This window comes from Bacillus ndiopicus, assembly GCF_000612805.1.
Taxonomy (GTDB): Bacteria; Bacillota; Bacilli; order Bacillales_A; family Planococcaceae; genus Metasolibacillus; species Metasolibacillus ndiopicus.
Map to the genome: position 1 here is coordinate 91,274 of NZ_HG964406.1, position 18,503 is coordinate 109,776.

The 18,503-nt window shown below is 37.2% G+C and carries 20 protein-coding genes and 2 riboswitches; of the genes, 3 read left to right on the plus strand and 17 right to left on the minus strand.

Annotated features, from left to right (window positions below; genetic code table 11):
- The 7 genes from TY13_RS11930 to TY13_RS11960 all read right to left on the minus strand — a co-directional run bounded on the left by TY13_RS11930 (position 1) and on the right by TY13_RS11960 (position 4,428).
- Complete coding sequence (locus tag TY13_RS11930; protein WP_042476186.1) at positions 1-876, minus strand: MetQ/NlpA family ABC transporter substrate-binding protein; 876 nt, start codon at positions 874-876, stop codon at positions 1-3.
- A 59-nt stretch (positions 877-935) separates the two neighbouring features.
- Positions 936-1,604, minus strand: a complete 669-nt coding sequence (locus TY13_RS11935; RefSeq protein WP_042476188.1) for a methionine ABC transporter permease — start codon at positions 1,602-1,604, stop codon at positions 936-938.
- Positions 1,597-2,622 (minus strand): methionine ABC transporter ATP-binding protein, encoded by a 1,026-nt coding sequence (locus TY13_RS11940; protein WP_042476191.1) that lies wholly within the window; start codon positions 2,620-2,622, stop codon positions 1,597-1,599. The genes TY13_RS11935 and TY13_RS11940 overlap by 8 nt, the downstream gene beginning before the upstream one ends.
- A gap of 130 nt (positions 2,623-2,752) precedes the next feature.
- A riboswitch (SAM riboswitch) is annotated at positions 2,753-2,857 on the minus strand.
- 59 nt (positions 2,858-2,916) lie between these two features.
- The gene (locus TY13_RS11945) at positions 2,917-3,222 is read right to left on the minus strand and encodes a thioredoxin family protein (protein ID WP_042476194.1); all 306 of its coding nucleotides are present in this window, start codon (positions 3,220-3,222) and stop codon (positions 2,917-2,919) included.
- 10 nt (positions 3,223-3,232) lie between these two features.
- Positions 3,233-3,550 carry a toprim domain-containing protein gene (locus TY13_RS11950; protein ID WP_042476196.1) on the minus strand — a complete coding sequence of 106 codons (318 nt, stop codon included), beginning with the start codon at positions 3,548-3,550 and terminating at the stop codon, positions 3,233-3,235.
- Between the two features lie 63 nt (positions 3,551-3,613).
- Positions 3,614-3,994 carry a glycine cleavage system protein GcvH gene (gene gcvH / locus TY13_RS11955; RefSeq protein WP_042476198.1) on the minus strand — a complete coding sequence of 127 codons (381 nt, stop codon included), beginning with the start codon at positions 3,992-3,994 and terminating at the stop codon, positions 3,614-3,616.
- A 77-nt stretch (positions 3,995-4,071) separates the two neighbouring features.
- Complete coding sequence (locus TY13_RS11960; protein WP_042476201.1) at positions 4,072-4,428, minus strand: arsenate reductase family protein; 357 nt, start codon at positions 4,426-4,428, stop codon at positions 4,072-4,074.
- 123 nt (positions 4,429-4,551) lie between these two features.
- Here TY13_RS11960 and TY13_RS11965 point away from each other — a divergent pair, with 123 nt between their 5' ends.
- The gene (locus TY13_RS11965) at positions 4,552-5,001 is read left to right on the plus strand and encodes an AraC family transcriptional regulator (RefSeq protein ID WP_042476202.1); all 450 of its coding nucleotides are present in this window, start codon (positions 4,552-4,554) and stop codon (positions 4,999-5,001) included.
- Positions 5,002-5,041: 40 nt separating this feature from the next.
- Here the strand turns inward: TY13_RS11965 and TY13_RS11970 are convergent, their stop codons facing one another.
- The 4 genes from TY13_RS11970 to TY13_RS11985 form a co-directional block, all read right to left on the minus strand.
- Positions 5,042-5,935: a phosphotransferase gene (locus TY13_RS11970; RefSeq protein ID WP_081796979.1), complete on the minus strand. Its 894-nt coding sequence runs from the start codon at positions 5,933-5,935 to the stop codon at positions 5,042-5,044.
- A gap of 65 nt (positions 5,936-6,000) precedes the next feature.
- Positions 6,001-7,773 carry an acyl-CoA dehydrogenase family protein gene (locus tag TY13_RS11975; RefSeq protein ID WP_042476207.1) on the minus strand — a complete coding sequence of 591 codons (1,773 nt, stop codon included), beginning with the start codon at positions 7,771-7,773 and terminating at the stop codon, positions 6,001-6,003.
- A 96-nt stretch (positions 7,774-7,869) separates the two neighbouring features.
- Positions 7,870-9,042 (minus strand): acetyl-CoA C-acetyltransferase, encoded by a 1,173-nt coding sequence (locus TY13_RS11980; RefSeq protein ID WP_042476842.1) that lies wholly within the window; start codon positions 9,040-9,042, stop codon positions 7,870-7,872.
- A gap of 21 nt (positions 9,043-9,063) precedes the next feature.
- Positions 9,064-11,448, minus strand: coding sequence for a 3-hydroxyacyl-CoA dehydrogenase/enoyl-CoA hydratase family protein (locus TY13_RS11985; RefSeq protein WP_042476211.1), 2,385 nt, complete (start codon positions 11,446-11,448; stop codon positions 9,064-9,066).
- 250 nt (positions 11,449-11,698) lie between these two features.
- Here TY13_RS11985 and TY13_RS11990 point away from each other — a divergent pair, with 250 nt between their 5' ends.
- Positions 11,699-12,016 carry a thioredoxin family protein gene (locus tag TY13_RS11990; RefSeq protein ID WP_042476213.1) on the plus strand — a complete coding sequence of 106 codons (318 nt, stop codon included), beginning with the start codon at positions 11,699-11,701 and terminating at the stop codon, positions 12,014-12,016.
- Between the two features lie 86 nt (positions 12,017-12,102).
- Here TY13_RS11990 and TY13_RS11995 read toward each other — a convergent pair whose 3' ends face one another.
- The 5 genes from TY13_RS11995 to TY13_RS20190 form a co-directional block, all read right to left on the minus strand.
- Complete coding sequence (locus tag TY13_RS11995) at positions 12,103-15,060, minus strand: EAL domain-containing protein (protein ID WP_042476215.1); 2,958 nt, start codon at positions 15,058-15,060, stop codon at positions 12,103-12,105.
- Positions 15,061-15,292: 232 nt separating this feature from the next.
- Positions 15,293-16,156 carry an EamA family transporter gene (locus tag TY13_RS12000; protein WP_042476217.1) on the minus strand — a complete coding sequence of 288 codons (864 nt, stop codon included), beginning with the start codon at positions 16,154-16,156 and terminating at the stop codon, positions 15,293-15,295.
- 95 nt (positions 16,157-16,251) lie between these two features.
- A complete protein-coding gene (locus tag TY13_RS12005) occupies positions 16,252-16,452 on the minus strand; it encodes a hypothetical protein (protein WP_042476221.1) in 201 nt (66 codons plus the stop codon).
- On the minus strand, positions 16,453-16,656 hold the full coding sequence (locus TY13_RS12010; protein WP_042476224.1) for a hypothetical protein: 204 nt from the start codon (positions 16,654-16,656) through the stop codon (positions 16,453-16,455).
- Positions 16,657-16,684: 28 nt separating this feature from the next.
- Complete coding sequence (locus tag TY13_RS20190; RefSeq protein ID WP_081796980.1) at positions 16,685-16,840, minus strand: sigma factor; 156 nt, start codon at positions 16,838-16,840, stop codon at positions 16,685-16,687.
- Between the two features lie 109 nt (positions 16,841-16,949).
- Between TY13_RS20190 and TY13_RS12015 the strand changes: the two genes are divergently transcribed.
- Positions 16,950-17,459, plus strand: coding sequence for a C39 family peptidase (locus tag TY13_RS12015; protein WP_042476227.1), 510 nt, complete (start codon positions 16,950-16,952; stop codon positions 17,457-17,459).
- Positions 17,460-17,629: 170 nt separating this feature from the next.
- Here TY13_RS12015 and thiW read toward each other — a convergent pair whose 3' ends face one another.
- On the minus strand, positions 17,630-18,124 hold the full coding sequence (thiW, locus tag TY13_RS12020) for an energy coupling factor transporter S component ThiW (protein WP_042476229.1): 495 nt from the start codon (positions 18,122-18,124) through the stop codon (positions 17,630-17,632).
- Between the two features lie 260 nt (positions 18,125-18,384).
- A riboswitch (TPP riboswitch) is annotated at positions 18,385-18,492 on the minus strand.
- Positions 18,493-18,503: the final 11 nt, after the last annotated feature.

The window sequence follows — 18,503 nt, forward strand, 5'->3', positions numbered from 1 at the left end:
TTATTTCTCAACTGGTACGACAGCGCCGTCCCATTCTTTTAAAATAAAGTCTTGAATTTCTTGTGAATGTAATACATCAATTAATTTTTTAATTGCATCGCTATTTTCATCGCCTGCACGTGTAGCAATTACGTTTACATATGGAGATTCTGAACCTTCGATAGCAATTGAATCTTTAATTGGATCTAATTTGAAGTCGATTGCGAAGTTTGAGTTAATTACAACTGCATCGCCTTCGCCATTTTTATAATAAGTTGTTAGCATTTCTGGTGCTGAGCTTGCATCGATTACTAAGTTTTTCGGATTTTCTATAATATCATCGATTGTTGCAGCTGTTTTATCAATACCTTCTGCTAATTTAATAAGATTTAAGTTTTCGAGCAATGTTAAAATACGACCTTGGTCCGTAATTGAGTTTGAAATAATAATTGTTGCACCATTTGGTAGCTCATCGATTGATTTATATTTTTGAGAATAAATAGCGATTGGCTCGATATGAATACCACCCGCGTTAACAAAATCATAGCCTTTTTCTTTAATTTCATTTTCTAAATACGGAATGTGTTGGAAGTAGTTTGCATCTAAATCACCAGATTCTAAATCTTGGTTTGGCATTACATAATCTTGATACTGACGAACTTCTAATTCTACACCTTGCTCAGCTAAAATTGGCTTTGCTTGCTCTAAAATAATATCATGTAGGCCGTATGATGCACCTACTACTAATTTTGTTGGCTCCGTTGTTTCTGTTGTACCATTATCACTTTCTGTGTTACTGCCTGTATTTGCTTCTTCTTTATTATCTTCCTTTGTACCACAAGCTACTAATACTAGTGCAAGGACAGATAATAATAAGATGGATAACCATTTTTTCATGTTTCTTTCTTCCTCTCTTTTTTAACTTTCTATATGTGAACAGGTTGCCCTATAAACATCTAACGTTTATCTACTTTTGTAGTAATTACATCGCCAATCCATTGAATAATAAAGACGATAACTAAAATGATAATTGTTGCCACTTGTGTGACATCGCTACGATCACGTTGGAAGCCATCGATATATGCTAACTGACCTAAACCACCTGCGCCGATAATACCTGACATCGCTGTATAACCAACAAGCGCAATAGCCGTCACAGTAATACCAGAAATTAATGCTGGCAATGATTCAGGGATTAGCACTTTAAAAATAATTGTCGATGTTTTTGCACCCATCGAACGAGCCGCCTCGATTACACCTTTATCAATTTCACGTAGCGCAATAAGTACCATACGTGCATAAAATGGTGCCGCTCCTATAATAAGCGCAGGCAGTGCTGCATTCGTCCCGCGAATCGTCCCAACCAGCAAATTGGTAAGGGGAATTAATAAAATAATTAAAACGATAAATGGAATTGAACGAAAAATATTAACAAGTGACCCTGTAATAAAGTTGGCAATTTTATTTGCCCAAAGCTGATGTGGACTTGTTAAAAATAGTAAAATACCAATCACTAGTCCTAAAATAAATGTAATAACAGTAGAAACAGCTGTCATATAAATCGTTTCATATGCTGCCTGCCACATTCTATCCCAGTTAACGTTCGGAAATAATTGTTCAACCACGAGCAATCACCTCCGTTTGAATATTGTTTGTCGCTAGTAAATGAAGAGCTTCTTCTATATTTCCCTGTGCTCCGTCAATGTGCACGATTAATGTACCGTAAGGACCGTTTGCTGTATGCGAAATTGCCCCGTGTAAAATATTAATTTCTACATCAAATCGTTTAATTAACTGTGACATAATTGGCTCTTTCGTTGATTGCCCAACAAAGGTAACGCGGACAATTTTCCCAGTTGGATAATTTGCAATAATCTGCTCGATTGATTCCTTCGTTTCACTCGAATCAGATACTTGCGATACAAAGTTTTTCGTAATAGTTGCCTGTGGGTTTTGAAATACGTTAAGCACTTGTCCTTGTTCTACGACTTGTCCAGCCTCCATAACGGCCACTCGGTGACAAATTTTGCGAATAACGTTCATTTCATGTGTAATCAAGACGATTGTTAGACCAAGCTTTTTATTAATATCGAGTAAAAGCTCTAAAATAGCCTCTGTCGTTTCTGGATCAAGTGCTGACGTTGCCTCATCACAAAGCAATACTTCCGGATTGTTTGCTAATGCTCGTGCGATACCAACACGCTGCTTTTGCCCGCCAGATAATTGTGATGGATAGGCCTTCTCTCTTCCTTGTAAACCTACAAGCTCGATTAATTCCTGCACACGAGCAGCTCGCTCACCTTTACTTACACCTGCAATCTCTAAAGGAAATGCAATATTTTCCTCAACTGTGCGGGACCAAAGTAAATTAAAATGCTGGAAAATCATACTAATTTTTTGGCGCGCTTGGCGAAGCTTTCCACCAGAAATACGTGCAATATCCTCACCGCTGACGATCACTTCACCAGATGTTGGCTTTTCTAAACCGTTTAGTAAGCGTATCAAGGTACTTTTACCAGCACCACTATAGCCGATAATGCCAAATATTTCGCCCTGCTCTATTGATAAATTAACATCGCGGACAGCAGTCAAGTCTCCGTTTTTCGTTTTATAAATCTTGGTTATATTAGATAATTGAATCATCGTTCTACTCCCTTAAAAATCTGTGACATCCATCTTGCTTCAAAAAGCATTGGCTTAAGTAAGACAAAAAAGCCTTCCTACTTTGAACAAGCAGAAAGGCTTTACATAACAAAATATATGTTGAACCGTTCTCTCATCTTTCAAAGTGTATACTTTGTGTGACTTGGCACCTTTTCACAATTGTGATGGTTGCCGGGCTTCATAGGGCACTTCCCTCCACCGCTCTTTATAAGAGGACTTTATTTAATTGATAGTTTTAGTATGAATGTACTTTATCATGATATAAAAAGTGAGTCAACTACTTTTTAATATTTCATATAAATTTAGTACGGATTGAAATGCATAAATCTTTTCAAAAACGCCTTCACCCCTTGATATAACTAGACAAGGAACACTTTCTACTTGCAAATCAATCGCTAATTTTTCAGAATAATTTAAATTCATTTTCCCAATAGGCATAGTAGGCAATAGCTGTTCTACTACATCCATCATTTTTGATGCTACGGCACAAGTTCCACAAATTGGTGTATATAAATAAAGAGTGACTACATCGTCCTTATTTAGTTGCTGTTGCCACTGTTCAATTGTCCATTCTTCCATGATTGTTGTCCTACTTTGTTCGTATATTTACCTTTTTTAGTAGCGCAGTTAATACAGATGTTGGGGTTTTCGCCACTTCCTTATATTGTGCAGGTATTTCAAGCTGCACAGCCTCCGAATAAATTCGCCTCATCAGCTTGCGCATTTTTTGCCCTGATAAATCTGCGTCAAAAAGTGTATAAAGACTAAGATACTCATATGGTGCTAAAAGTTCAAGCAAATTGTCTTCACTCATCGTTCCGTTAGTACATAAAATAATCGCATCTTCAGCAAGCACTTGCTCAAGTTTTAATTTATCCGAACGCCCTTCCACAACCATACAAATCATTAGAATTCCCCTTTCATATGCTAAAACACCAAAATCCGACATGGATTTTGGTGTTTTTATGTTTTATTCTGCAGTCATTTCGTCATATTGCTCAGCAGTCATTAACTCATCTACTTCAGATGGGTTTGAAAGCTCAACAACTACCATCCATGCTTGCTCATATGGAGATTCGTTCACGAATTCTGGGCTATCACCTAGCTCTTCGTTTACTTCTACTACTTTACCAGATACTGGTGCATATAGTTCTGAAACCGTTTTAACTGATTCAACGCTACCAAATGGCTCGTTGATTGTTAGTTCATCGCCAACTTCTGGTAGTTCAACGAATACGATATCTCCTAGTTCGTTTTGTGCAAAATGCGTAATACCAATACGCGCCTTGCCGTCTTCAACTTTTACCCATTCGTGTTCTTTAGAATAACGTAATTCTGTTGGTGTGCTCATGAAAACCCCTCCAAATATGTAATACATTCATTTTCAGTTTGCCATATTTCTTACTTAAAAACAAGTTACTATTCACGTTATTTCCACGATTCTAAGAAGTCAGACTCCTTGAAGCCTAACGTTACTTTTTTGCCATCTGTTACGAGCGGTCTTTTTATAAGCATTCCATCAGATGCAAGTAGCTCTAATTGCTCTTCCTCCGTCATCTCCTGGAGCTTATCCTTCAAACCTAACTCTTTATATTTCATACCTGATGTGTTGAAAAATTTCTTTAAAGGAAACCCACTTGTTTCATAAATTGAGTGCAGTTGCTCCTTTGTTGGTGTTTGCTCCACAATATGTATCGATTCATATGCTATATTATGATCGTCTAGCCATTTTTGTGCTTTTTTACATGTTGAACAATTTGGATATTGGTAAATTTGAATTGTCATTTATAGTCGCTCCTTTTTAATCGCTTATTGAAAATAATATCATATATCAGGTGAAATTCTTTTAAAAGAGCTTGAAAAACATTTTATAGCATATTACCTTATCCATGAAAGGTGGATGAAAATATGAAAATAACCATTGAAGTATTACCTAAATCACGAATTGCCTATTTCCGAAATGTTGGGGAATATGGTGGAGAAATAAATCAAGCATTAATGGCATCTTGTAAAGAATGGGCAAAATTGAATAATGTTTTTGAGCATTCTACAATTTTAGGTATACCACAGGATAATCCAGCAGTTACTCCTAAAGAGGCATGTCGTTATGATGTTTGCGTTATTGTAAACGAAGACTTCCATGTGGCAGAACCCGCTCAGGTTGGGCAATTTTCAGGTGGGAAATACGCCGTTTTCTTGCTTGACCATACTAAAGAAGCCGTTAGTGAATTTTGGGGCAATATTTTTTCTGAGATAGAAAAGAATAACTTGTTAATAAGAGAAACGCCAATTATTGAGAGATATACTGCACAAATGATCAAGAATCATTTATGTGAAATACTAGTTCCTATTCAGTAAAGAGAGAGTTAAATAAATGTTGTCAGGAAAGACCTAATTGTTACTGGTCTTTCCTAACACACTCACTATTGCATAAAGCTTGCAACAATTTATCAAGCTGCTGTGCCTTATGATAAAAATAATCAATAGCTTGCTTCATTGCTTGCGCATCCTTTTGCACTAACATTAAAATCCCTTTCAAATACCACAGACCAATAGTTCGGCTAAACATAGGAAAATCTATTTCTCCCTCATAAAGCGTAAAAAATTCATCTACATAATTCTGTAATATTTCATCTTCTGGTAAATAAGACGTGAAAAGTGCCACTAAATCAAAATATTTTGTGCCTTGACGAGCTTCGCTAAAATCTATAAATAGTGCCTGCCCGTTTAATTGACATAAAACATTCCAGCGCCCTAAATCTCCATGAATCCAAGCATCCTTCTGTTCGTCTAATTGTATGAAACTGTCTATATTCGTGTTGAATGCTTGAAATATATGTGGATAATATTGCTTTAAAAGCTGCTTATTTTGATTCCATAATTTCGCTAATAAAAAGCGATTTTCATTGATATGGTCTGTCTGAAAATACTGCATACTTTTTTGTAAACCTTGATAAGCTGTTAGTAGTTTATACAATGGTATCGGTTGTTGATGACTTTCTATATATAGCTGTACTTGATAGATGCTTTCTTCAATTTGGATAAAGGGCTTATTTGATGTGGTACGTAAAATTTCTGCTACAATTGAGGGTTCTGTCCGTCTAATATGTGTAAGTAAATCATATTCAAACTGTGCCTTTGAAGCGGATTTTATCGTTTTCACGATATATTTGCGCTGGGTTTCTGTCTTTATTAAATATGTTGTTGCAGATTGTCCCTTTGTTAGTTTTTCGCTATGGATAATGGAAGCAATCCCGTATTCCTCCATTAACTTTGTTAAAAAATCCATCATTATCGCCTCCTTTAGATTGAAAAAGCACCTGATTCATTTATAATCAGGTGCTTTTATAGTAAATATTAAACGATATACTTCTCTGCTTCAATTAACTTGTCAGCAGCTTCACGTTTTTTCGTAATTAAGTTATATGGGTTGTTACGTGTTAATTTACGTAGTGCTGATAAAGTCATGCGGCCTGCGTCGCCTTCAACTGAAGCAAGTAGCGTGTCTTTTGCCTCTTTTTCGATTTCAGCAAATGCTTCTTGGCAGAAGATTTGCGTGTATAGCAGTTTTTGTGCAGCTTTTTCTGCACCGTCGCGCTCGATTGCTTTTTGTGTACGAATAACAGCCGATTCCATTGCATAAAGCTGGTTCGCAATGTTGGCAATGTTCACTAAAACTTCTTGCTCTGCTTCCAATTTTACACCAAAGCGTTGAGCTGCTGCGCCAGCTGCTAATACGGCAATTTTCTTCGCATTTTTCACTAAGTATAGCTCTTGTGCTAACGGCTCGTCGCCTACTTCTTCAGGCATCATCATTAATAGCTCTGATTGTAGGTTTTGCGCTACTTGTAATAGCGGTAATTCACCTTTTAATGCTTTCTTCATAAATGTACCTGGCACAATCATGCGATTAATTTCATTTGTCCCCTCAAAAATACGGTTAATACGAGAATCGCGGTAAATGCGTTCCACTTCATATTCAGCCATAAAGCCATAGCCACCGTGTAATTGAACCGCCTCATCTGCAACATAGTCTAATGTTTCAGAACCGAATACTTTAGCAATTGAGCACTCGATTGCATATTCTGCAACAGCACCAGCAATCGCTTTGCCATCCTTTTGCTCTTCAGCCGACAATTGGCTTAAACGATCCTCGAAATAGCCTACTGTACGGTAGTTTAATGATTCAGATGCGTAAATATGAGAAGCCATTGTTGCAAGCTTTTCCTTTGTTAAGTTAAAGCTTGAAATTGGCGTATTAAATTGCTTACGTTGATTTGCATATTGCACAGCTAGCTCAAACGCACGCTTCGAACCACCAACTGTACCTACACCTAATTTATAGCGACCGATATTTAAAATATTGAAGGCGATAATATGACCGCGTCCAACTTCACCTAATAAATTTTCTACAGGAACTTCTGCATCTTCTAAAATTAATGTACGTGTTGAAGAAGATTTAATCCCCATTTTCTTCTCCTCTGGACCTACAGAAACGCCTGGATATGAGCGTTCTACGATGAATGCAGAGAATTTATCGCCATCAATTTTTGCATACACTACAAATACATCTGCGAAACCAGCGTTTGTAATCCATTGCTTTTCACCATTTAATACATAGTGTGTACCAGCAGCATTTAATTTTGCTGTTGTTTTTGCACCTAATGCATCAGAACCTGAGCCTGGCTCTGTTAATGCATAAGCCGCAATTAATTCACCTGAAGCAAGCTTTGGTAAGTATTTTGATTTTTGCTCATGATTACCGAATAACACGATTGGTAATGAACCGATACCAACATGTGCACCGTGTGTGATTGAGAAGCCACCTGCTACTGACATTTTTTCTGCGATTAAGGCAGAAGAAATTTTATCCAACTCCAAACCTTCATATTCTTCTGGTACGTCAGCTGCTAAAAGCCCTAGCTCACCAGCAGTTTTAAGTAAACGAACAGAATGCTCAAACTCATGATTTTCTAAATTTTCTACAACTGGTAGTACTTCGTTCGCTACATACTCCTCTGTTGTTTTTGCAATCATTTTTTGCTCATCAGTGAAATCCTCTGGTGTAATTACACGATTAATATCTACTTCTTCTACTAAAAAGCTTCCGCCTTTAATAATATTTGTCATAACAAGTTCCCCCTTGAAATATATATGAACATTCATTCAGTAAAAAGTTATATAGTAGCTAGATGACTACTGCATTTCATCATCTAGCCTTAAAGTTTACAATACTTCAAACACACCAGCAGCACCCATACCGCCACCGATACACATTGTCACAACGCCGTATTTGCCACCACGACGCTTTAATTCATGAATTAATTTCAATGTTAAAATTGTTCCTGTTGCACCAAGTGGGTGACCTAATGCAATTGCACCACCGTTTACATTCACTTTATTTTCATCAATACCTAAGTGGCGTACTACTTGCAACGATTGTGATGCGAACGCTTCATTGATTTCCCATAAATCAATTTGCTCCTGTGTTAGCCCTGCAATTTCTAACGCTTTCGGTACGGCTACAATCGGTCCTATACCCATTACTTCTGGTGCCACCCCACCAACTGCAAAGCCTAAAAACTTTGCAAGTGGCTTTAAGCCTTGTGCCTCAGCTTGTTCTTTATCCATTACAAGAACAGCCGCTGCCCCGTCAGAAGTTTGTGACGCATTCCCCGCTGTTACAGACCCTTTGACGTTAAATGCTGGACGTAGCTTTGCTAAACCTTCTACTGAAGTGCCAGGACGTACACCTTCATCTGTATCAAAAATAAACTTCTTTTCCTGTAGCTTGTTATTTGCATCTACATAATGTTGAATAACTTCAACAGGTACGATTTCATCTTTAAATTTACCATCTTTAATTGCTTTCTCTGCCAATTCATGCGAACGAACTGCAAATTTATCTTGATCCTCACGGCTGACTTCATAACGCTGTGCTACTTCCTCTGCCGTATGCCCCATGCTCATATAGTATTGCGGCGCTTCCTCTGCAAGCTTCGGGTTCAAACGAATCGTATTTCCTGTCATCGGAATCATACTCATTGACTCTACGCCACCTGCAATGATTGCCTTCGAATGACCAAGCATAATGCGCTCGGCAGCATAGGCAATCGTTTGTAAGCCTGACGAGCAAAAACGATTAACTGTTAATGCTGGCGTCGTATCTGGTAAACCTGCTAACGCTCCAATATTACGGGCTACGTTCATGCCCTGCTCTGCTTCTGGCATCGCACAGCCTATAATTAAATCATCGATTGGCCCTTCGTAACCTGCTCGATTCAATGTTTCTTTTACTACAAGTGCACCGAAATCATCCGGTCGAACTGTTGCAAGTGACCCCTTTTTCGCTTTCCCAATCGGTGTACGAGCACCTGCTACAATGACAGCTTCACGCATCATTCATATCCCCCTTCTAAACTAGTTACGTAATGGCTTTCCTTTTACAAGCATGTGCTGCATACGCATTTGTGATTTTGGATCAGCAACCAATTGTAAAAATGCCTCTTTTTCTAAGTTTAATAAGTATTCCTCTGTCACTTCTGTTCCGTATGGTACTAAACCGCCTGCGATAACATAAGCTAGCTTTTTCGCAATTTTTAAATCATGCTCGCTAATATAGCCTGATTGGAACATGCCCTGTGCGCCAAGAAGTAATGTCGCATAACCAGGTGCGCCGACAACTTTTACTTTCTTTTTCAGTGGTGCTGTATAGCCTGCCTCGTATAACGCCAGTGCTGCTTGCTTTGCATCATATAATTGGTGATCTGCATTAACAGAAATACCATCTGCGAAGTTTAAGAAGTTGTTTTCGCGCGCTTCTTCACCAGAAGTAGATACTTTTGCAAGTGCGACTGTTTCAAATACTTTCGTTGCGATTGCTTGGTAATCGATTTCTACGCCATTTGGTAGCCCTTTTAATAGCTTTTCATAAAGACCGATATTACCGCCACCACCTGGAATTAAGCCAACGCCAACTTCTACAAGGCCCATATATGTTTCAGCTGATGCTTGAATATGTGCGGCTGGCAAGCAAACTTCTGAGCCACCACCTAATGTCATTTGGAAAGGTGCTGCGACTACTGGCTTGTTACAATATTTAATACGGCGCATTGCGCTTTGGAATGCACGAATCACATAATCTAGTTCGAAGATATTGTCATCTTGTGCTTCCATTAAAATCATGCCAAGATTTGCCCCTACACAGAAGTTTTTACCTTGGTTACCGATAACCAAGCCTTTATATTTTGCTTCCACTTCGTCGATTGCAAAGTTAAGCATTTGAATAATATCTAAGCCAATCGCATTTGATTGCGAGTGAAATTCTAATAATGCAATACCATCTCCTAAATCAATTAGGCTAGCACCCGTATTTGATTTAATGACACCATGTTTTTTCTTATAGCGTTTTAAATCAATTACTTTTGGGTTAGTTGGTATCTTCTCATACTCTGTACCATTATAAAATGCTAAGTCACCGTCGATTTCTGAATAGAATGTTTCAAAGCCCTTTTCTAATAAGCCTTTTACAAACTTAGGTACCTCACGACCTTCTGCCTCCATTTTTGCAACAGAGTCTTTAACGCCAATCGCATCCCATATTTCAAATGGCCCTTGTGTCCAGCCGAAGCCCCACTTCATTGCATTATCAATTGCTACGACATCGTCAGCAATTTCGCCATGTAGCTGCGCTGAATAAATTAATGTTGGTGCGAATACATTCCATAGCAATTCGCCTACGCGGTCATTTGCATAAACAAGTGTTTTTACTTTATTCGCTAAGCCCTTTACTTGCTTTGCCATTTCCATTGATGGCGTTTTAAGTTTTTTCACAGACTCATATTCGAATGTTTGTAGGTTTAACTCTAAGATTTCTTTACCTTGCTTTAAGAAGAAGCCTTGACCAGATTTCGCACCTAACCAGCCATTGTCTATCATCTTTTTCACAACTGCGGACTCAGCGAATACTTGCTGCTCCTCACCTGTTGTATTGTCGTAAACATTTTTGGCTACATGCGCAAATGTGTCTAAGCCTACAACATCGAGCGTACGGAATGTCGCAGATTTCGGACGACCGATTAAAGGACCTGTTACAGAATCTACTTCGCCGATTGAATAGCCACGTTCCTGCATTTCATGCATCGTCACAAGTAGACCATATGTACCGATGCGATTTGCGATAAAGTTCGGTGTATCCTTTGCAATGACAACCCCTTTACCGAGCACATCTTCGCCAAATTCACGCATAAATGCTACAACCTCTGGTGCAGTTGAGTTTGCTGGGATTACTTCTAAAAGCTTTAAGTAACGTGGTGGATTGAAGAAATGCGTTCCTAAGAAATGCTTTTTAAAATCCTCTGAGCGCCCCTCTGCCATTGCATTAATGCTAATACCAGATGTATTTGACGTAATAATTGTGCCTGGCTTTCTAACAGCATCAATTTTTTCATATAAGCTCTTTTTAATATCTAAATTTTCAACTACTACTTCAATAATCCAGTCCACATCTTTAAGCTTTTCTAAGTCATCCTCAAAATTTCCCGGTGTAATTAAAGCTAAGTTTTGCTTTGAAGAAAGCGGTGCTGGTTTTTGTTTTAATAATTTTTGCATTGCCCCTTGTGCAAAGCGATTTCGCACTGCTGGATGTTCAAGCGTTAACCCCTTCGCTTGTTCGTCCGTCGTTAATTCCTTCGGCGCAATATCCAATAATAATGTTGGAATACCGATATTCGCTAAATGCGCTGCAATGCCTGAACCCATAACCCCTGAGCCTAAAACGGCTGCTTTTTTAATGCTGTATGCCACGAGCAATTCCCCCTTGTGCAATCTTTTGAATGAACAGTCATTCATTTTGTAGCGAAAAAAAATAGCTCACTACTACATTATTATTTAAAAACATATTTTCTGTCTTTAGTGTAGTTTATTTCTTTTATTAAAGCAATATTTTTTTCACAGTATTTTCAAAAAATAATTTTCTTGGCTCTTTAGGTAAAGTCAAATTTCTTTCGTTACCTTCTGAAAATGTGTACACTACTTATAAAGGAGTGATATTCAAATGGAACAAGTAACAACATTAGAACAATTTAACGAGCTAATCTCTACAGATCAAGCAATCATTATGAAATTCTTCGCTGGTTGGTGCCCAGACTGCACACGTATGGATATGTTTATCGATCCGATTATTGAAGAATACAACCAATATAAATGGTACTCCATTAACCGTGATGATTTCCCAGAGCTAGCTGAAAAATATCAAGTAATGGGGATTCCATCATTATTAATTTTCAAAAATGGTGAAAAACTAGCTCACTTACATAGTGCAAACGCCAAATCACCAGCACAAGTAACTGAGTTTTTAGACGCACAAGCATAAAAAACAAGCTCCCATTCGATCGGGAGCTTGTTTTTTATTCGATGGACGAATCACCACTTTTAAACTAAAAAACCGCGCACAATGCCTTATTTTTTTATTTCTCGAAAATACTTATATGGCTCTTTATAGATAAATGTCGTATTAGGGATGATTTCAGCCTTTCGATTATATCCACTTAATTTATTTATGATTGAAGCTAACCTATTTTCAACATTGATATTTGTAATAAAGCGGATACCATAACCAAACACATCCCCCATTTTCTCTTCCCACCATCGTAGCTCTCCCGCAATCTCAAATTGCTCCCCCATAATATTAAATGTGACATTAAATTTCATATCCTGATTAACTGGTAGCTTTAAGTTAGATAATATTTTGATACCACCTAAGCTTATATTTTCAATTAAAATTGGTGTTTTTCCAACAGTTATAGCGTGTCCGTTAAACTCTGCAATTGTTAAAGATCCAATTATTGTATATGGAAAACGATAACGGTAATATTGTCGTCTTTCTACCGTTACAGCTTTTTTATATTTGTTTTTTGGTATAACATAGCCTGTTTTTAAAATTGCTTTGAATGTGGATTCTTTTGCAGGCTTTGAAAAAATATAGCCTTGTACATAATCGCATTCTATCTGCTTTAAAAATTCAAGTTGTTCTGCGGTTTCTACACCTTCTGCAATCACTTCCATACCGAGTGATTTCGCTAAATAGATGGTCGATTTAATAATTGCATCATCAATGCTATTTTCTTCAAATAAATTTTGAACAAATACTTTATTTATTTTCAAAATATTCGGTCTTATTTTTCGAATATAATCCAATGGGGAATAGCCTTTTCCAAAATCGTCAACAACAACTCGTATACCAAGCTGTTTAAAATCTTCAATAGACTTACTAATTCTTATTTCCTCGTGTAAAAACGTACTCTGGCTAATTTCAAAACGCAATAAGGCAGGATCAATTTGGTACTGCTCTATTAAATTAGCGACTATATTATAGAAGCCCTTTTTCAATAGACGGAGCGCGGGGATGCTGATTGTAATCGGCTTTAATGGAATTTGCTCATTTTGCCATGCTTGCATGGATTGAAGCACCTTTTCCATTAGCCAATCTGTAATTGGATTAATTAAATGATTCTCTTCAGCTAGAGGAATAAATTCATCTGGCATAACAAGTCCCCAGTCTGGATGATGCCAACGAATAAAGGCCCTTGCACCCGTTAATAAACCCTTTCTTGTATCGACTTGAGGCTGATAAAATACAGCAAATTGCTGCTCAATAATAGCTTTTCTCATATCCTGCTCTAAGATGTATTGTTTTAAAGTAGAAATATTTGCAACATGAGATGAAAGTTGATAATTATTTTTTCCTTTTTTCTTTGCTACTTGTAGGGCATTATGTGCTTTTTCAAGCAATATTCTTTCATCTGATGCCTCCTCAGGATAAAATGAAATGCCTATACTTGCTGTCATACTTAATTCAAATTCTTCAATCGTAAACGGTTGCTGAATATTCATTAAAATCTTTTCAGCTAACGCCAGTATATCGCTTTTATTAACATCATGACGTATGAGCATTAAAAAGTTATTATTACTCATGCGAGCAATTTCACCATGATTTGGTGTCATATTTTTTAGTCTTTGTGATAATATTTTTAAAGCCTTATTTCCAATTGTGTAGCCTAATGAATTATTTATAATATGGAAGCGGTCAATATCAATATTTAAAATAACAAAAGGTTCCTTACTTTTCGTATATTTCTCTAAGGATTTTCTCATTTTTGCTTGATTCGGCAGACCAGTTAATGCATCATATTGCGCTAAATATAACAGCTCCTGCTCCATTTCAATTTCTTTTGTAATATCAAGCACAATTCCAAAGACATTGGTTACGGCACCATTTTGATTAAAACGCGGTATGATTTGTTCAAGCAGCCACTTTTTAGCGCCATCGTAACAAGTGATTGCATATATTTCTTGTACCTTTTCCCCTGCAACAACACGTGCTTTCGCTTTATTCATAGCATCTTTATATTCTTCATTCACAAGATTAAACCAAGCATTATCATTTAAATAAAGCGTTTTTGTAGAAATGCCTAGTATTTCTTCTAATCCTTTTGAAGTATAAATAAAGGGGCCGTCCATCGACTCACGCATCCAAATACCTGAGGTCAAATGGTCAAAAATATACTGATATTCGTCTCGATTTTCTTTTAAGGCAAATTCAAGTTGTCGTTCAATTGTTTTATCCTTTACAACGCCCATTAGTTTATAAGGTATTCCATCTTTATGGATGATTTCTACTTGTGCCTGTATAAAACGCTCCTCGTCATTGCGTAAAATTCGAAATTCTGTTTTATAATTATCCATATACTCTAAAATTGGCAACGTCATTGCAATATCATCCAATTGCACGTTTTGGAACAAACCTTCCAACGAATAATCGTCATCCTCTTGTAAACCCAAAATGTGACTAAGATTATCGGAGCAAATAAGTAAGTTCTCTTTCATCAAGTATTCCCAGCTACCTACTTGGGTAAGGTGCTGTGCGTAATTCAAATGTTTGTCACTTAATATAAGTTGCTGTTCAAGCAAATGTTTTTCTAGATTGCTGCTTACTTTCACATAGACGCTCGTTATTTGCTCTCCTTCTGTAATAGGCACAAACGATAAGGTAAGAGGCAATTCTTCATGCTGCTTATTGCGAACGGTTACATCGACATGTTCTGTTTTTCCTTTTAATGCATTAATAAAGCTTATTTTTAATTTTTTCAGTGTCTCGGGGGAAGTAAATTTGCGAAAATCATCTGTTGATGTGATTTCTGTGCCGAAAAATGCTTCCATTTTCTCTCGGCTAGCCACATATAATTCTCCTTGGCGTGAGAAGACAAATACAATTTCTGGGTCATTTGTGACAAGTGAAGTATAAAACTGAAGTAAATCATCATGAGTGGTTTCCATTACATACGACAAGCTGTTATGATCACTTTTTCTTTTAGAAAATACATGGAAAAAACGGTTTTTATGGTTCGTTGTTTTCATACTATATCCCTCCCTATGAAAAAGTACACTCCATTCATCATCAATTATAGTATAAAAGAACTCTGACTTTAATGGGTATTTAGAATTAAAAAGAGTTATAGTTATTAAAAAGCATAAAAATTTACAAACATAGAAGTATTAAGATGCTATTTATTGAGTTATTTTTCACCTAGTGTTTTTAAGAGCAAAATAAAAGGGTACTAGGAAAACCATCTCTCCTAGCACCCTATTTTTAAACTTTCACTCTATTTCCTAACGTTAAAACAATAATCCCTGCAAAGATCATGACGATGCCTAGCCAAGATGTCCACGCTAAATACTCGTTTAGGAAAAATGCACCAAGTAGCGCAGCAGTCAATGGCTCTGCTAAGCTTAACGTTACTGCAGCGGAAGATGGAATCGCACGCAAGCCACTTAAAAATAATATATAAGCAACGCTCGTCGCCATAATCCCCATATAAACCATCGCTAAAGTATTTGATGTCGCACCCAACCAGCTTATTCCATCAGACCATGCAAGTGGAATTAAAAATATCGCACATAATGTAAATGTCATCGCTACTGCTGGCAATGTCGCTACGCGCTCTGTTAAACGCTTGCTGACATTCGTGTATAAAGCAAACATACAGCCACCTAGCAGTGCTAGCATTACACCAAAGCTATTCACTGTCGTGTCTCCACCAATTGCAAATAGTAAAATACAGCCTGCAATCGCAAAGCTCGTTGATAATGCCCATACTCTAGACGGCTTTACTTTCCAAAAAAGCCATTCAATAATCCCTGCGAAAATGGGTGCACTACCGATTGTTACAACTGTCCCTATCGCTACGCCTGTGTATCGAATTGATGAGAAAAACAAGCATTGAAAAAGTGCAATGGAAACTGCCGCTAGTATATTCCATTTCCACGGCCATGTTTTCCATTGAATTGCTCGTGCAAAAAGTACGAAAATTAGTAGCGTTCCTCCGCCAATTGCGGAACGTATACAAGCAACAGCGAATGGCGATACGCCCCCTTGTAAAAATGTTTGCGTTGTACCTGTTGTCCCCCATAAAACTGCTGCTAGCAACACTGCTATATATGGTAAAAGATTCATTGTCATATCCTCCGTTTAATTAAAATTTTAGTAACGAAGGTTTGCTGGTACGTCCTGCTCAAATAATGGTTTCCAAAACATTGCTTTTCCCCCCTTCACTGAATAACTGCCTTCTCTAAAGATTGGAGCCGATAAGTAAACGACTTCACTACATCCTCTTCTTGATATTGTAAATAAAAGCTTCTACTATCTATCATAGACACCGTTAAAAAATCTGCAAGCCATTCAGGACCAATTATTGCATCTGTTATATCAACATACATTAACTGCCCTTCTTGAAGATATGCCATATTCATCTAAACCCCGTCAAAAAGATGTAAAGCTTCCTCTGTAAATTCTGTTTGATGTGTAGTTGTTCCATTTAATTTACTAAGCGTCCCTTTTATATATTGGAAATTATTAGTTTGCTTATTATAGTAAATTATATCATAATACGCACCTTCTTCATTTTCTTCTGCAACATGAATTAATTGTCCTTCTTCTATAAGATGGTATGTCACTTCTAGTTAATCATTAAAAACATCAATCTCATAGTATTTTCCGTCTTTCTCTAAAAGAAGATAATTCTTTTAATAGTATGTCCTGTACGATATCCTCTGCTACTTCCTTGCTTTTCACATATGTAAAGGCGAGCCGCAACAATTTTTCACCATGCTCACGAATAAATTGTTTTAGCTGCGACAATAGCTATCCCTCCTTTTTTGTTTCACGTTAGACGGAGCATTTGTTCATTTGGTTTCAAATTTGAAACTAACTTTTATTTATAACGTATAATAAATGAGGAGGGGTGACAATGCGTGTGATATTAAATAATATAGAAGGAAAATCGCAATACGACATTAGCGTCCATCCAAACTTTCAAAACTCTGCATGTGGACCAACGACAATGCACGTTATTTTGCGTTATTTTAATATAGAAAAAAATATTAATGATTTATATAAGCAGCTTGGCACAACGAAAATTGGTTTATTTAAATGGCGTTTAATTAAAAGGCTACGCAACTTGGTAGGTTCACACTTTACAATAAGTAGCTGCTCGCTTGCCGAGGCATTAACACAGCTTGAGCGTGGCAACCCTGTTGCTTTGAAGTTTGACCAATATTTTAGCTTGCAATGGCACTCGAAAAAGAAGCCTCTCTTTAAATACCATTGGGTTCCACTAATTGGCTACGAACAAAAAAAGGGGAAGCTTTATTTAATTATTCATGACAACGGTGGTCGAGGACGTAGTAGTCAAATTCGTACATTTTGTTATGAGGATAATCAACATGTGCTAAGCTTTGTTAAGATTGAACGAAAATAAAAAAGTTATGTCTTGCCTCTTTTAAACAGGTACAAAGTAATGATTCGCCCGATTGATAGCGAATTTCGCCCAAAAACGACTTCAATTCGCCCGCAAATCAAAAATGCGCAAGAAATCAACCTTTTAAAGTAGATTTCTTGCGCTTTTTTAGATTTTAATCTGTTTTGTCGCTATATCGTTTGAAAATGCTTGGCAAATACCGTGTTGCGTAAACTTACAGCAATAATAACACCTAGCACTGCACCGATTGCACTTGATACTAAAAAGGCTGGCATGAAAGCTAATGCTGTAACAGATGTACCCATTAATATTTTGGCGTAAGGAACAGCTACTAATGATGCAATAATGCCTGTACCAACCACTTCACCAACACCAGCTAACCATGCTTTATGACTATATTTATAGGCAATTGCTGCTAAAAAAGCACCAATAACACTACCTGGAATCGCTAACAAGGAGCCTGTGCCTGTAAATATGCGTACTAATGCTGTAACAAAAGCAATAACGACCGCTGGTACAGGTCCTAGCAATATTGCGCTCACAACATTAACCGCATGCTGAATAGGGTAGGCACGCGCAATCCCTGTAGGAATGGCTACAAACATAGAGCCTGCTACTGCAATTGCTACAAATAGCGCCATAATTGTTAGTTTACGAACTGACATGAATAACACCTCTTTGTAATTATTAATTATTTTAGCTAACTCATGGACAATTTCTCTTAAGATAATTGTGACTTGTCATAACTTATCTGCGAATTTCTCGAGTTATCTGCGCTTTTTCGCGACTTATCTGCGAATTTCTCAAATTATCTGCATTTCCTTATAATTGATTCGTGGCTTTCTCAATCCTTCCTTAAAATTTTTTAATAAAAAAATGCCGCACCCACTAAAATAAAGGGGGACGGCATGAAATGAGCATACATCATTTAATGTCGCCACTTCCCTACGCTAGTGTGAGCTAGATCAGGTTCAAAGGGTCCGTATATTACATATACATCTCAGCCTTTTGAAAGGCTCCCCTAGTGGTGCAAGCAATTTTATT

Bases quoted from the DNA above. Each gene is read 5' to 3' on its own strand.
- TY13_RS11930 (WP_042476186.1), bottom strand. From the start codon at position 876: ATGAAAAAATGGTTATCCATCTTATTATTATCTGTCCTTGCACTAGTA.
- TY13_RS11940 (WP_042476191.1), bottom strand. From the start codon at position 2,622: ATGATTCAATTATCTAATATAACCAAGATTTATAAAACGAAAAACGGA.
- TY13_RS11945 (WP_042476194.1), bottom strand. From the start codon at position 3,222: ATGGAAGAATGGACAATTGAACAGTGGCAACAGCAACTAAATAAGGAC.
- TY13_RS11950 (WP_042476196.1), bottom strand. From the start codon at position 3,550: ATGATTTGTATGGTTGTGGAAGGGCGTTCGGATAAATTAAAACTTGAG.
- gcvH (WP_042476198.1), bottom strand. From the start codon at position 3,994: ATGAGCACACCAACAGAATTACGTTATTCTAAAGAACACGAATGGGTA.
- TY13_RS11960 (WP_042476201.1), bottom strand. From the start codon at position 4,428: ATGACAATTCAAATTTACCAATATCCAAATTGTTCAACATGTAAAAAA.
- TY13_RS11965 (WP_042476202.1), top strand. From the start codon at position 4,552: ATGAAAATAACCATTGAAGTATTACCTAAATCACGAATTGCCTATTTC.
- TY13_RS11970 (WP_081796979.1), bottom strand. From the start codon at position 5,935: ATGATGGATTTTTTAACAAAGTTAATGGAGGAATACGGGATTGCTTCC.
- TY13_RS11975 (WP_042476207.1), bottom strand. From the start codon at position 7,773: ATGACAAATATTATTAAAGGCGGAAGCTTTTTAGTAGAAGAAGTAGAT.
- TY13_RS11980 (WP_042476842.1), bottom strand. From the start codon at position 9,042: ATGCGTGAAGCTGTCATTGTAGCAGGTGCTCGTACACCGATTGGGAAA.
- TY13_RS11990 (WP_042476213.1), top strand. From the start codon at position 11,699: ATGGAACAAGTAACAACATTAGAACAATTTAACGAGCTAATCTCTACA.
- TY13_RS11995 (WP_042476215.1), bottom strand. From the start codon at position 15,060: ATGAAAACAACGAACCATAAAAACCGTTTTTTCCATGTATTTTCTAAA.
- TY13_RS12000 (WP_042476217.1), bottom strand. From the start codon at position 16,156: ATGAATCTTTTACCATATATAGCAGTGTTGCTAGCAGCAGTTTTATGG.
- TY13_RS12005 (WP_042476221.1), bottom strand. From the start codon at position 16,452: ATGAATATGGCATATCTTCAAGAAGGGCAGTTAATGTATGTTGATATA.
- TY13_RS12015 (WP_042476227.1), top strand. From the start codon at position 16,950: ATGCGTGTGATATTAAATAATATAGAAGGAAAATCGCAATACGACATT.
- thiW (WP_042476229.1), bottom strand. From the start codon at position 18,124: ATGTCAGTTCGTAAACTAACAATTATGGCGCTATTTGTAGCAATTGCA.